At 43.7% G+C, this 13,563-nt stretch carries 13 protein-coding genes; 6 read left to right on the top strand and 7 right to left on the bottom strand.

The genetic code is table 11. From position 1 onward, the window contains the following. Window positions 1-11: 11 nt before the first annotated feature. From CWC29_RS23330 to CWC29_RS24215, 5 genes are all read right to left on the bottom strand, one after another. On the bottom strand, window positions 12-773 hold the full coding sequence (locus CWC29_RS23330) for an amino acid ABC transporter substrate-binding protein (RefSeq protein WP_128725838.1): 762 nt from the start codon (window positions 771-773) through the stop codon (window positions 12-14). 104 nt (window positions 774-877) lie between these two features. Next, window positions 878-1,618 carry a phosphoadenylyl-sulfate reductase gene (locus tag CWC29_RS23325; protein ID WP_138523010.1) on the bottom strand — a complete coding sequence of 247 codons (741 nt, stop codon included), beginning with the start codon at window positions 1,616-1,618 and terminating at the stop codon, window positions 878-880. 38 nt (window positions 1,619-1,656) lie between these two features. After that, window positions 1,657-3,378 (bottom strand): assimilatory sulfite reductase (NADPH) hemoprotein subunit, encoded by a 1,722-nt coding sequence (cysI, locus tag CWC29_RS23320; protein WP_128725840.1) that lies wholly within the window; start codon window positions 3,376-3,378, stop codon window positions 1,657-1,659. Between the two features lie 44 nt (window positions 3,379-3,422). Next, complete coding sequence (locus CWC29_RS23315) at window positions 3,423-5,240, bottom strand: assimilatory sulfite reductase (NADPH) flavoprotein subunit (RefSeq protein ID WP_138523026.1); 1,818 nt, start codon at window positions 5,238-5,240, stop codon at window positions 3,423-3,425. 194 nt (window positions 5,241-5,434) lie between these two features. Next, window positions 5,435-5,581: a hypothetical protein gene (locus CWC29_RS24215; protein ID WP_368439803.1), complete on the bottom strand. Its 147-nt coding sequence runs from the start codon at window positions 5,579-5,581 to the stop codon at window positions 5,435-5,437. On the opposite strand from CWC29_RS24215, the gene CWC29_RS23310 reads away from it, so the two are divergent. Beyond that, window positions 5,542-7,152 (top strand): endonuclease, encoded by a 1,611-nt coding sequence (locus tag CWC29_RS23310; protein WP_138523008.1) that lies wholly within the window; start codon window positions 5,542-5,544, stop codon window positions 7,150-7,152. The genes CWC29_RS24215 and CWC29_RS23310 overlap by 40 nt on opposite strands. A gap of 69 nt (window positions 7,153-7,221) precedes the next feature. Here the strand turns inward: CWC29_RS23310 and CWC29_RS23305 are convergent, their stop codons facing one another. Further along, window positions 7,222-8,391, bottom strand: a complete 1,170-nt coding sequence (locus tag CWC29_RS23305) for a DUF3103 family protein (protein ID WP_128725842.1) — start codon at window positions 8,389-8,391, stop codon at window positions 7,222-7,224. Window positions 8,392-8,655: 264 nt separating this feature from the next. Between CWC29_RS23305 and CWC29_RS23300 the strand changes: the two genes are divergently transcribed. Next, on the top strand, window positions 8,656-9,294 hold the full coding sequence (locus CWC29_RS23300; protein WP_138523006.1) for a hypothetical protein: 639 nt from the start codon (window positions 8,656-8,658) through the stop codon (window positions 9,292-9,294). 89 nt (window positions 9,295-9,383) lie between these two features. Here CWC29_RS23300 and CWC29_RS23295 read toward each other — a convergent pair whose 3' ends face one another. Beyond that, window positions 9,384-9,764, bottom strand: coding sequence for a hypothetical protein (locus tag CWC29_RS23295; protein ID WP_128725844.1), 381 nt, complete (start codon window positions 9,762-9,764; stop codon window positions 9,384-9,386). A 155-nt stretch (window positions 9,765-9,919) separates the two neighbouring features. Between CWC29_RS23295 and CWC29_RS23290 the strand changes: the two genes are divergently transcribed. The 4 genes from CWC29_RS23290 (at window position 9,920) to CWC29_RS23275 (ending at window position 13,377) form a co-directional block, all read left to right on the top strand. Then, the gene (locus tag CWC29_RS23290; protein ID WP_138523024.1) at window positions 9,920-10,630 is read left to right on the top strand and encodes a hypothetical protein; all 711 of its coding nucleotides are present in this window, start codon (window positions 9,920-9,922) and stop codon (window positions 10,628-10,630) included. 84 nt (window positions 10,631-10,714) lie between these two features. After that, window positions 10,715-11,335, top strand: coding sequence for an endonuclease (locus CWC29_RS23285; protein ID WP_138523004.1), 621 nt, complete (start codon window positions 10,715-10,717; stop codon window positions 11,333-11,335). Window positions 11,336-11,398: 63 nt separating this feature from the next. Beyond that, window positions 11,399-12,991 (top strand): S41 family peptidase, encoded by a 1,593-nt coding sequence (locus tag CWC29_RS23280; protein ID WP_128725846.1) that lies wholly within the window; start codon window positions 11,399-11,401, stop codon window positions 12,989-12,991. Next, complete coding sequence (locus CWC29_RS23275; protein ID WP_128725847.1) at window positions 12,991-13,377, top strand: hypothetical protein; 387 nt, start codon at window positions 12,991-12,993, stop codon at window positions 13,375-13,377. Before CWC29_RS23280 ends, CWC29_RS23275 begins: the two co-directional genes overlap by 1 nt. The last annotated feature ends 186 nt before the right edge of the window (window positions 13,378-13,563 follow it).

Genomic DNA, 13,563 nt, shown 5'->3' with positions numbered 1-13,563 from the left:
TCTGACTTTCCTTAGAGCCCATACTTTAACAGGATCTGCTTAAATTGCTCAGTTTTTTTGAAGTCGGTATAAAAGTGATTAAAGTCATCACACAATTTTTTCGCTCTTTGAGTGCGACCAAACTGCAATTGCAACGGCGCCACATCAGAAACCCCATGCACGCTGATCGTACTTTTGAATACTGGATATTTCAGCTGTAACCAACGCAGTGTTGGTTCGCCAACAATAGAGAAAGCGAGACCTTTGTCACTTCCTCCTGCAAGCACGGACAAGATATCAAATTCTGAGTAATAGTCTTTGCGCTGCAGCAAGTTATTATCAAAAGACAGCTCTAACTGAGGGTAGGTATAGCCAAATCGACCTAAAAATAAACGTTCATTTAAGCCATTTATATCAAATTTCCCACTCTCCTTGTGTGTAACAAATACATCTTCAACCGTATAAATTGGCTCACTCCAACACATTTGCATTGTGCCACGATACCAATGCTCAGACTCCATACGCACATCGACATTCCCTCGTTCAATTGCTATGGAAGAACGCTTTTCTGGATAAACTAGATAATGTGGTTGGTAGTGATATTGAGCCGAAAATAGCTCAAAAATATCGATCAGCACTCCCTGCTCTTGAGCATGCTCAATAATAAAAGGAGGATAATACTGAACTGCAAAATTGATAAACGTTTTGCTCTCTTCTGCTGCTTTAGCCTGCCCGAAAAAAAACAGAGCACAACTAAGTAACAGTCTTGTCTTGGGTAAGTAGATCAAAGCCACCTCCAAGACCTTGAACAAATAATAGACTAAGTATGACCGATCGCAGGGAATTTCCAAGTCAAAAAACCAGCCACACTCAAATCTGCTAAATGGACATTGGGGGTCTAAATACCATCACCATCAATATGCAGCCCACACTCACGATTCAAACCGAAGAAGCGTGTTTCTTCCTCTGTCATGCCGGGCTCAAGCTTACGGGTGGTGTGAACATCCCCCATAGAAACATAACCTTGTTCCCAGAGCGGGTGATAAGGTAAATCAAATTTTGTAAGATATTGATACACATCACGATTATGCCAGTCAATAATAGGGTAAAACTTGACCGTGCCGCGGCTGAGCTCAACGATTGGCTTATCCGCACGTGTTGAGGATTGTTGACGACGTAAGCCACTGAACCAAGTGCCAGCGCTAAGTTCACGCAACGCTTGAGTCATTGGCTCAACTTTATTCAGTGTATTGTATTTTTTAATACCCTCTTCGCCTTGCTCCCATAACTTACCATACACCGCTTCTTGCCAAGCCGGGCTCTGTTTAGCTCGATATACCTTAAGGTTGAGTGCCAAACGCTCTGACAGTGATTCAATAAATTGATACGTCTCAGGAAACAAATAACCTGTATCGGTAAGTACCACGGGAATATCAGGCTGCTGCTGGGTCAAAAGATGTAACATAACCGCAGCTTGAATACCGAAACTAGAAGACAAAAAGTGAGTATCCGGTAAGTTTTCCAGTGCCCAAGCCACTCTCTGCTCGGCAGTTTTATCACTCAGCAGGGCATTAGCATCCGCGAGTAGCATCTGCTGAGTTGCACTGTCCAGAGTCAATATTTGCTTAAAATCACTCATTTTCTCATCCAATGGGCAGCAGAGCTGCCCGTTCTAAATCAAGCGTGGAAATCAGTTTTTGACACTTTGACTTCCGCAACGATTTCTTTGCGGATGACATAGTCACCAAAACATTCGTCTTCGTTGCGCTCACTGACCCACTGACCAATCAACTCATCTAGCGCTGGCAGGAAGACGTCTTCACCAACATTCTCCAAATACAGCTTAGGAATGCGAGTACCGGCACGGTTACCACCTAAATACATATTGTATTTACCAGGACCTTTACCCACGAATCCAACCTCAGCTAGCATCGCTCGACCACAGCCGTTAGGGCAACCAACTACACGAAGGATAATATTCTCTTCAGCAACCTCATGCTTGGCGAGCAACTCTTCTACCTTTGTCACAAGCTCAGGTAAGTAACGCTCTGCCTCAGCCATCGCAAGTGGACACGTCGGTAACGATACACATGCCATTGAGTTCTTGCGCTGCTCTGAATGCTGGTTATCTATCAAACCATGCTCGCGGGCAATTTGTTCGATTTGCGCTTTATCTTCAGCCGCAACTCCCGCAATAATTAAATTTTGATTTGCAGTCATGCGGAAATCCCCTTTGTGGATTTCTGCAATTTTGCGACAACCTGTTTTTAGCGGTTTATCTGGGAAATCTAAAATACGGCCATTTTCGATAAACACCGTTAAGTGATGCTTACCATCAATACCTTCAACCCAACCAAAACGGTCACCACGGTGGGTGAATTCATAAGGACGGCTTGGCTCAAATTTCATACCGGCACGGTTTTCAACTTCCGCTTTAAACGCCTCAGTGCCAAATGTATCTAGCGTATATTTAGTTTTTGCATTTTTACGGTTTACTCGGTTACCCCAGTCACGTTGCACAGAGACCACATGCTCAGCAACGGCAAGCGTGTGCTCAAGCGGAATAAAGCCAAGGTCATCAGCTTTGCGTGGATAGGTATTAACGTCACCATGGGTCATCGCCAAACCACCACCCACAAGCACATTAAAGCCAACTAGCTTGCCCTCATCTGCAATAGCAACAAAGTTGAGGTCATTGGCATGCACGTCTACCTCGTTATTTGGTGGTATGGTTACCGTGGTTTTGAACTTACGTGGTAAATACGTATCACCCAAAATCGGCTCGGCCGTTGTTTCCGTTTTTTCACCATTCAACCAGATCTCAGCGTAAGCTTTGGTTTTTGGTAGCAAGTGTTCTGAAATTTTAGCCGCCCACTCGTACGCTTCTTGGTGTAACTCAGACTCGACCGGGTTAGTTGTACATAACACGTTGCGGTTTACATCACCTGCCGTCGCAATAGAATCAATACCTACGCTATTCAGCAGCTGGTGCATCCCTTTGATGTTTGGCTTCAATACACCGTGGAACTGGAAAGTTTGACGCGTTGTTAGACGAATGCTCCCATACATAGTTTTATCCGCTGCAAACTCGTCAATCGCCAACCACTGATGTGGTTTAATGATACCGCCAGGCATACGAGCGCGAAGCATCACGTTATGCAATGGCTCAAGGCGTTGCTTAGTACGCTCAGGGCGGATATCGCGGTCGTCTTGCTGATACATACCGTGGAAACGGATCAATTGGAAGTTATCCGCAGTAAAGCCACCGGTTAGCTGATCGGTCAGATCCGTTGAAATTGTGCCACGTAAGTGGGCACTTTGTGACTTCAAACGCTCATTATCAGAAAACTTTGCGTTTGCATCGAGCTTACTATTCGGTTTGATTTCAGAGTTGCTCATTGTCTTTCCTACATTAAAATTGGCTGACGGTATAACAAGACGCGTTAGTAAACGTCTTTCTGATAACGGTTTGCGCTACGCAATGCTTTAAGATATTGCTCAGCTTGTTCATCATCTTTCCCTCCATGGGTTTTAATGATGTCGATAAGTGCTTGGTGTACATCTTTGGCCATTCTGCTAGCGTCACCACAGACATAAAAATGGGCGCCCTTTTCAAGCCATGCAAATACAGCTTCGCCCTTCTCGCGCAGTCTATCTTGCACGTAAATCTTTTCTGCCTGATCACGGCTAAATGCCAAATCTACATGTGTTAATAAACCCGACTTTACATACTTTTGAATTTCTACTTGATAAAGGAAATCTTCCGTAAAGTGTGGATTACCAAAGAACAGCCAGTTTTCACCCTCTGCGTCACGCGCCTCACGCTCTTGCAAAAAGGCTCTGAACGGTGCGATACCTGTACCTGGGCCAACCATAATCACAGGTGTGGCATTGTCCGCTGGTAATCTAAAGTTATCGTTGTGCTCACTGAATACTTTCACTTTCGTGCCTTCTTCAGCTCGATTCGCTAAATAACCAGAGCAGCCACCAAAGTGTTTTTCACCAAAGGTATCAAATTCAACTAGCCCTACGGTTAAATGCACCTCTTCTTCCACCTCTGCTTGGCTTGACGCGATAGAGTACAGGCGTGCTTGCAATTTGCGACAGCAATCAACTAGCGCTTGCGCCTCAATGTTCGCAGGGTTTTGCTTAATCACATCAAAGATTTGTCGCTCTTCAATATACGCACGCAATGCCGCTTTATCGTTTGTAAGTGCGCTTAGCTCCTCATTCCCAGTTGCAATCGCATACTTCTCAACGAAACCGGGATATGACTGTGTTAACTCAAGGTGTTCAATTAATGCTGTTTCTAACGAAACGGTGAGTTCACCTATTTTTACGGTTTGCGCTTTGTCGAGTTTTAAGACATCGATCACCGCTGCCACTTCTTGTGGGTCATTTAAGAAGTACACGCCAAGTGAATCACCCGGCTGATAAGTGATATCGGAACCTTCAAGGGAAATTTCAATGTGACGCACATCTTTGCTTGAGTTTCTGCCGGTGATCTTTTGTACCACACTCAGCTCAGCCGCAAATGGATTTTGCTTTGTATATTGGCTCGCTGCGGCCTGAGGCGCACCAAACGGCATGCTGATAACCTTACCACCACCTGCTTGCTGCTGAGCTTTAAGCGCAGGCTCCAATGCATCTAGCGCCTGTGCGATCCACGCCTCAGCTTCAGCCTCATAATCCACATCTAAGTCAGCTCGCGGCACAACAATTTCAGCGCCAAGCGCAGCCAAGCGCGCTTCAAAATCCTTTGCTGTTTGGCAGAAGAATTCATAACTTGAATCACCAAGACCAATCACTGCTTGCTTTACACCTTCCAACTTAGGCGCCTTTTTACCTGCTAAAAATTCATGCAATGCTTCTGCATCTTCTGGTGGCTCACCCTCACCGTAAGTAGAGACAGCAATCACTAAGAACTTCTCTTTCTTCAGGTTGGCAGGTTTGTAGTCAGCCATATTGACTAACTTAGTTGTCAAGCCACGCGCTTCCGCCTGAGCTTTAATTTGGTTTGCAACCCCTTTTGCGTTACCAGTTTGTGAACCAAATAAAATAGTCAGAGGTGCAGACTCGTCAGCGCCCGCTGCTGCTTGCCCAGCAATACCTGATAATGCAGCTGAATTTGCGGTTGCAGCTAAATAGCCACTCACCCATGCCTGTTGGATTGGATTTAACTCTCCAACTAAGCCTTGTAGTTTTTGCAGTTGTTCATGTGTCAGCGGACTTGCTGCAGCATTAAGTTGACTTAACAACATCATGGATCCCCGTACCCAAAAGGTTTTGCTTGCTCATTGCATCACTGGCTCGCACAGAGCGTAGCCTACTTTTATTAGCGTGAAGCATACGTGGCAAATTGAGAGATCAAAAAGAATAGAATCTGCTTTTATATTCCTTTTAGTTATTGAAGATCGAAAAGTCCAAAGAAAACAGATTAAAAGAAGTTCGATATTTAACCGCCAAAAAGTTTAACATTGCCGTAACAGTTTTGATGCAAAATCAAACTGTCATATACAGACAAACTAATAATATAAATAAACAAAATAATTGAGAGTAACAATGAAACACGGGAAATATAAAAATCTGATTTTCGGTTCATGCTGCGCTTTACTGAGCGTCAACGTTACCGCACAGGTAACAAATGGCAGCTTCGAGAGTTGGAGTGGTCAAGTACCTACTGGGTGGACAACTATAGACTCGGGCATCGCACTTACTTCGGTTAATACACCAGTAAAAAGCGGTAACCTTGCCGCAGCGGTGCAGGTAACCACAGCAACGCAAAGTAGCACTGACTTACAACAGCAAGTAAACGTTGAAGCGGGTAAAAGCTATCAATTTAGCACTTGGATCTATCATACAGAAGGCGGCGTAAAAGCTCGACTGGTGGTGGATGGCTATCATGGCTATTCAGATCAGTTCAATGTCGGACAGTGGCAACAACTTAGCTATACTTATACCGCAACGGCAACCACGGCGATTAATGTTGGCTTACGCTTTTACGATGGCAGTGGTTTTGACGGCAATGAAACTGTCTACGTTGACGGCTTTGCTCCAACTTCTGCCACACCAGAGCCGCCTCAAAGCTGTCAAAATAATAGTGTCACTCTCGCTTTGATGACCGATAATTATGGTAGCGAAACTAGCTGGAAAATCACTAATACAACAAACACAACAGTTGCTAGTGGTAGTGGCTATAGCAATAACCAATCGGTAAATGAAAACCTATGCCTTAACGACGGTAGTTTTACCTTTACGATTCTAGACAGCTATGGTGACGGAATTTGTTGTACCAATGGTAATGGCCAATACACCTTAACACATGCGGGTACCACACTCGCTTCCGGCGGCCAGTTCGGTAATCGTCAAGATCATGCCTTTACGCTTGGCACAACCACACCTCCCCCTTCTGGCGATGGTTACTATGCCTCCACTGCTGGACTTAGCGGTTATGCACTGAAAACAGAGTTACACCAGATTATTCGTAACCACCAATCACAGGGTTACTCTGCCATTTGGAGCTTTATCGATCAGAACGAGCGCGATCGCCATTTTGAAAAAGATAACAGCATCTTAGATCGCTACTCTGAAAAGCCAACGGCAAATGATAGTATCAACTATGTTTCTACAGGATCCCAGTGCGGCAGTTACAGAAGCGAAGGCGATTGCTATAACCGAGAACACTCATTCCCCAAATCTTGGTTTGGCGGTCAAATAGAACCGATGAATTCGGATATCCATCATATTTTTGCTTCCGATGGCTATGTAAATTCAAAGCGCAGTAACTATCCATTTGGCGAAGTAGGAAGCGCTTCTTATACCTCTAGTAATGGTAGTCGCTTAGGTTCAGCATCTGGCATTAACTACAGCGGTACCGTATTTGAGCCAATTGACAAATTCAAAGGCGATTTTGCTCGTGTCTACTTTTATATGGCAACGCGTTATCAAGATGTGATTGCAAATTGGCAAAACAATACCAGTTACAGCAATGCGGTACTCAATGGCACCCAGCACCAGGTCTTCGAAACTTGGGTCATCAACATGCTAAAAAGATGGCATAACGAAGATCCTGTCGATGCTCTAGAGCAAGCACGCAATCAAGCGGCTTATGAATTTCAGGGTAACAGAAATCCATTTGTAGACCATCCGGAATTTGTCGAAGCAATTTGGTAACGATAAATAAAAAGAAATAAAAAAGGCCAGTTACTGGCCTTTTTTCAATAACATCACTTTGGCTAATATTTAGCGAGGGTTAATTGTAAGTGGCTCAATCGTCACTTTCGCATTACCACTTGCGCCCATATGCCCATTGTAAGTTTGTCCTTCAAACAAGGTGTAAAATACGTCAACGTAGTCATCATCGTTAGTAAACCAGTGGCTTGGCATCGCCTTGATCAATTGATTCGTCAGTTGTGGGATAATCGCATAACCCTGAACATTGGGGTCAGGAATGGCACGCATTACTTGCGTCACAATATCTAAAAACGTCGTAGCTAAGTCTTGGTAATTGGTATTGTCATCTTGCTCCATTAACAATAGATCTGCTGCCTGCCAACGATATCGTTCCCAGTGAATGATAACTTGATTAGGCGTATAGTCCGTACCATCATGATCCAAATAAGGCATATCCACGATATCTAGAATGGGCTCATCTCGAGATGGATTTACCCCAGTCACAATGCCGTAAACTTCCGCAGCCCCAGATACCCAAGGCTCTTCATCGTCATTTAGTCTGATTTTTTTCAATACACTGGTTGAAATCGGCTCCACATCGTCGTTACTCTGCACTTCTATTGATGGCATGACTAAGCCTTGCTTGGCAAACACTTGCCTCATTACCTGCATGCCTTCTTGCTTCACCTTACTACTATCAAGTTCAACAATTAACACCGGCCGCTCAGGCATTGTATGTGCGTCAAGTAAATGTAATTGACCATGCTCATCAAAGGCCTCTACATACTGCCAATGCTTATCATCACCTTTAGGTGCAAAAGCAATTAAAGGCGCTTCACCTTGTTGCCACTTTGTTAGCATTTCGCTAGAAGCAATACGCAACTGGTATAAATTAGAATTATGGTTAGTTAAGCCCTTTAACGAACGAGTGTATTGGCTCGCTTCTGTCATGAGTTGCTGAGCCGCCCCCGAAACTTGTAACTGCTCTAATGAAATAGCATCTTGATATTGGCTAAGTTTAGTTTGAACCTGAGGACCCACACGATTGAGGGATAGCGCTAGCTTTTTCGCAATTTGTTTCTTTATATCAGCCACTTGGACTGGCGCAGCGTTAAATTTATCAAGCTGCTTAAGTGAACTGTAGGTATTAAGGTTAGCCTTGTCTGCAGCTGAGCTTGCGAAAGAGATTCCGCCGAGCATAGCCATCATTAGTGTAGAGATCGTTACATGTTGTTTCATCTTGCGTTCCTAGAAATAATCCGTGTTGTGGAACAAACAAGATAAAACAACAAAATTAAATTATCAACTAGTTAACACCATTAACATACAAAACAATTTAATCTAGCTTTTAGAGTTTTTATACTTCCATTACTAAACACCTGCATTCAGCAAGTATCTGAAAAAGACAAATACAACAAAAGACTCTTTTTATTGACCACCAAAAAACAAAGTAATAACATTTGTATTGAAAAAGAAAACAAATATATCAAATAAGGAACATTAATGAGTATTAGATCTATTTATATTGCTAGTTTGCTCACCATACCATTTACACTGAGTGCAACTGAATCTTCAGAAGTAGAACCATTGACGGTGAAACTTGCTGATTCAGATGCCACAACATTATCATTCGGAGGTGGTTCAGGACCTGTTGCGTGCAGTATTAAAGTTGAATCTGAATCAACACGTACCTGTAAGTATTTATATTGGGGTGACGCAAGAAATCCTTTCACTGGACAATCATTGAGATCACAAAGCGGAAGCGCTGAAGCAAAGCCATCTAACCGTGACTCTCGAGTAGAAACTATTCCCGGCAGATGGATTACAGCTTTTATCGACACAGGTTCTGGGATGAGAACAATTCACGTACCAACTTACACGGAAGGCTCTTTGAATAAAAGCAACTATAACCCAGGTGGAGAAATTCCGTCATGCCCGAGGTTAACCAGCCCTATTGAAGGCAAAAGAACATTTTCTAAGTATCACCCTGGACGGTGGGAAGGCCGTACTTATATCCAGCCTTGGACAGAGTATAAGACAGCGATTTTCACAGCTTATCCGAGCCTAAATAACAATGTAGAAACCAGTCAAGTAGTTACGGACGTATCATTAATAAGCTGTCGACCTGGTCTCACCAATTGATCTAGAGCTAGGGGGGAGCCATTTCTTCCCCTCTAGTTTCAAAAATAGCAGCGAGTAACTCAGTCCACACTATTTTATTCTAACTTAGCCTAAGACTCGATTGGATAGATAGTGATTTCGATGCTAGCCCCTATTGCCGAAATTCTAAGCAACGTATCAGCATGTAGCGCTTGTGAGAAGCACTTGGGTGACTTGCCTGAATTAAAACCAATATCAAATGTACGCTTGGTACAACCTAGCCATTGCTTTAGTGCCGCTTTAGAGCAAGACTCAATTAACTCACACAGTTGGTTAATCGCTTTATCAGGAGTTAATTCATTGGTATTTGCCTCAATACGAGCCAATTGACGATAGTCATCTTGATCGTAATGCAGCACGATAGCATTTTTCTTTAAATCTGAAACTAGCGCACTGATATCTTGCTTTGACTCCAGTTCCAAATCGACATTTAAAAATTGAATTTCAGACATGTATTAAAAGCTACCTTGTAAAGCTAAATCTAGTAATGGCTTACTTATCGGCGTGATAAGGACATTACTTATTGGACAATGCGACAATTTGTCACATTCTAAGCACCGTGCGTTATAGTTATCATACTCACGAATACCTAGAATAACATATTGTGATGATTAAAAAACTGCTAAAACCCGCTCGTAAACTCCACAAGTATCTTGGCTATTTACTGTTTTTACAGATCTTTGCTTGGCTATTAGGCGGGCTGGTCATGAGCGCGATCCCATTAGAAAAGGTCCATGGTAAACACTTGGCACATAGAAACTTAGATAACCCCTTTCCCACCGCTGCGTACCGGGCAGACCTCAATCAGTTAGTACAAAACACAGTGCAAGTGCACCAAATCCAGTTAGGCCATTTTCTCGATACTCCCATCATCAAACTCAACCAAGATGAGAATCTCATTTTCAATGGGATAACAGGGGAACCTTTTAGCACTCCAAATCAACAGCAAATAATACAACAGGCCAACCAACACCTATTAATTGCAGCAGATGTAAGCCATATTGAACGACTTGCCACCGCTCCTAGAGAAGCAGGTTACAAGGAAGATGTTTGGCGAGTCGAGTATAACGATATCCTCTCCACCACGCTGTATCTAAGCGCAACTAGTGGCGAGGTTGTGACGGTTCGTAGCACGTTGTGGCGCATCTTTGATTTTTTTTGGATGTTACACATTATGGATTACGACGAACGTGAGGATTTTAATAACCCCTTGCTCATTTCCTTCGCTGCAACGAGTGTACTCTTTTGTCTAACCGGCATATTGTTATTATTGCAATCTACACCTTGGCAAAAGCGCCGCCCAGCACGGAATAAATAAAAGGGTTGCCTTATACCCCTGTTGGTATTAATGACTTTTTTGATATAGTGACATTCCCTGTATTCCACCATTTGGTGAGAGGTTATGTCACGGTATTACTATATCTTAGCGCTTAGCTTATTTGTATTAACAGCTAACGCTCAAGAATTCACGTCTTTCTCAAAAGCAAAGAAACATTTATCACAACAAGTTACCGAAAATACCCGTACGCTTTATTGTAATTGTAATATCAAAAAGCAAGGCAAAAAGCTGGTGCCGGACTCTGCAAGTTGTGGTTATACCCCGAGGTTACCTTACACTCGCAACGGCAAAGAAAACGCCCGTGCTCAGCGCATTGAGTGGGAGCATATCGTGCCCGCGTGGGAGTTTGGACATCAGTTACAGTGCTGGCAAGATGGGGGTAGAAAGAACTGCCGTAAGGTTAGTGAACAATTTAGGAAGATGGAAGCCGATATTCACAATCTCGCCCCAGCAATTGGTGAAATTAATGGGGATCGCTCTAATTTTCGTTTCGGCATGTTACCAAGCACTGAAGCAAACTATGGCGCATGTCCAGTAAAGATAGACTTTAAATTACGCCGAATTGAACCGCCAGAATATGCAAGAAAACGCATCGCTGAGGCGTATTTTTACATGGAAAGAACCTACGGACTAAAAATCTCCCCACAACAGCGGAAATTATTCACAGCTTGGCAAAAACAGTGATTGCGAGATAACCCAAGCGGTGCTAGTTTTTAGTCATACAACTAAAACAGGAACGTGAATACGATGCAACGTATTACTCTAGTTTTCGCATCAACAGCAATGAGCTTGTTATTAGCCGCTTGTGGTGGCGGTGGTAGCGATTCGTTAGGCACCGATAACCCAGGTAATAACACTGGACAAACCGAGCCGCCCACTTGGACGTTCAATCAATTTCCTGCATCAAGTCAGTTTATTAACTATTGCGCCTCCCCAAGAACGGGTATAGACAAATATAACAACAACCAACCTTATCCCGATAAGGTTGGTACAGCGATGCATGAAAAGATGTGGCTCCGCTCTTTTACCAATGAAACTTACCTTTGGTACGATGAAGTACTAGACAACGACCCAACACAATTCGATACCGTTATCGATTACTTTGAGCAATTAAAAACAAACCAAACAACAGCATCGGGTAATGCCAAAGATCAATTTCACTTCCACGAATCTTATGAAAGCTTCCAAAAAGAAGCACAGTCGGGCGTTGCAACTGGTTATGGCATTCGCTGGGCGGCCATTGCCACATCACCACCACGTAATTTTACTGTCGCCGCAGTAGAGCCCAATTCACCAGCCGCGAATGCAGGGATCGTACGTGGAGATAAAATCCTTTCGATAGATGGCATCGACTTTATTTCAAGCGATAATAGCGCTGCACTGAATGCGGGCCTATCACCAAAGCAAAGCGAGCCTCATACCTTTGTATTTGAAGATAAAGCAGGCAACGAAAAATCCATTACCCTGACTTCAGTCGATATTGAAACCTCACCGGTGCAAAACGCCAAAGTCATTAGCTATGGCGAGAAGCAGGTTGGGTATGTGCAGTTCAATCAATTTATTCCAACAGCCCAAGAAGGATTAATTGAAGCATTTGATCTATTTAAAACACGACAAATAGACGACTTAGTGCTCGACATGCGTTACAACGGTGGAGGTCGCGTCATTATGGCAGCGCAATTAGGCTATATGGTTGCGGGCAACAGCAGCCTAAACAAAACCTTCACTTATAGCACATTGAATGACAAGCGTACTGCAGAAGAAGAACGAACTGAATTTGAGTCTAGAGCAATAAACTGGGCTGAAAACAAGTTTACAACCACCTCTTTACCCACGGTAACCTTACCTAGAGTGTATATACTCTCAACACGAGGCACAGCCTCTGCCAGTGAAAATGTGATTAATGGCCTGCGCGGCATTGATGTTGACGTATTTTTGATCGGCGGTACCACTCGAGGCAAGCCCTATGGCTTTGTACCCGCGCAAAACTGCGGCACGGTTTACTATACCATCCAATTTGGTTCAGAAAACGCGAAGGGCTTTGACGCTTACGCAGATGGCTTCACCCCATCAGGCGCTTCGAGCAGTGGCGAAATTGGCCTAAGCGCGCAAGTGCCAGGTTGTATTGTCGCAGATGACTTCTCAGAACCGTTAGGCAGTGAAAATGAAGGACTCTTAGCCGCAGCACTTACGCATATAGATACCGGTCGTTGCCCAAATGTAGCGCAATTTGCGCCTAACGCTCAGCCACAGTATCAAAATAAGGAGCATGCGGTTACGCTTCCAGTTTATCCACTGCGGGAAAATGCCATTTTGATGAAGCCTAAGGAGTCGCAATAATGGCGCTACTAAAAGCGGCGAAAATCACCGTTTTGGCTTTATTGCTGCAAGCGTGCAATAGCACGCCTGCAGCAACTTCGGTAAATGAGGCTGTACTCTCAACATCTTCGCCCGAAGTGTTATCACAACTCAAGCAAGCTATAGTAAAACTCAAAGGCGGCGTACCACCGACTCTCGCAAGCACCGCTTTTCAACGTAGTCCAACACTACTGCTTGAGCATGGCCAAAGCCTAGATGGCAATGGCAGTCCAATTTTAGGCGCCCATAATCTCGCTTATGAGAGTTTCATTTTGCAGCTTCGCGACACCCAGTGTGTGCTCTACTACCCGAAAAAGGATACCTATGTCGTGCTCAGTAAGGTTAGCTGCAAAAAGCTGGAAAAATAACGCCAGCCGTAATTCTCTTAACCTCATACCAATTGTACTAGGTAAATGAGCTATTTGAAGCGGGGAAATAACTTTAGTAGCTAGGCAAAAATTTTGCTATTTAGTTGTTCTAAATGAGAAATTTTTAACGACGCTAATATGGTATTTCACCCTTCAAATTGATTGGAGACTTAGTGCAATTGGTAT

Origin of the sequence: Pseudoalteromonas galatheae (assembly GCF_005886105.2) — a bacterium.
Classification (GTDB): Bacteria; Pseudomonadota; Gammaproteobacteria; order Enterobacterales; family Alteromonadaceae; genus Pseudoalteromonas; species Pseudoalteromonas galatheae.
This window is presented reverse-complemented; position numbering and strand designations above follow the sequence as displayed.

Coding starts and splice junctions, on each gene's coding strand:
- CWC29_RS23325 (WP_138523010.1), bottom strand. CDS start 1,618: ATGAGTGATTTTAAGCAAATATTGACTCTGGACAGTGCAACTCAGCAG.
- cysI (WP_128725840.1), bottom strand. CDS start 3,378: ATGAGCAACTCTGAAATCAAACCGAATAGTAAGCTCGATGCAAACGCA.
- CWC29_RS23315 (WP_138523026.1), bottom strand. CDS start 5,240: ATGTTGTTAAGTCAACTTAATGCTGCAGCAAGTCCGCTGACACATGAA.
- CWC29_RS23310 (WP_138523008.1), top strand. CDS start 5,542: ATGAAACACGGGAAATATAAAAATCTGATTTTCGGTTCATGCTGCGCT.
- CWC29_RS24215 (WP_368439803.1), bottom strand. CDS start 5,581: ATGAACCGAAAATCAGATTTTTATATTTCCCGTGTTTCATTGTTACTC.
- CWC29_RS23305 (WP_128725842.1), bottom strand. CDS start 8,391: ATGAAACAACATGTAACGATCTCTACACTAATGATGGCTATGCTCGGC.
- CWC29_RS23300 (WP_138523006.1), top strand. CDS start 8,656: ATGAGTATTAGATCTATTTATATTGCTAGTTTGCTCACCATACCATTT.
- CWC29_RS23295 (WP_128725844.1), bottom strand. CDS start 9,764: ATGTCTGAAATTCAATTTTTAAATGTCGATTTGGAACTGGAGTCAAAG.
- CWC29_RS23290 (WP_138523024.1), top strand. CDS start 9,920: ATGATTAAAAAACTGCTAAAACCCGCTCGTAAACTCCACAAGTATCTT.
- CWC29_RS23285 (WP_138523004.1), top strand. CDS start 10,715: ATGTCACGGTATTACTATATCTTAGCGCTTAGCTTATTTGTATTAACA.
- CWC29_RS23280 (WP_128725846.1), top strand. CDS start 11,399: ATGCAACGTATTACTCTAGTTTTCGCATCAACAGCAATGAGCTTGTTA.
- CWC29_RS23275 (WP_128725847.1), top strand. CDS start 12,991: ATGGCGCTACTAAAAGCGGCGAAAATCACCGTTTTGGCTTTATTGCTG.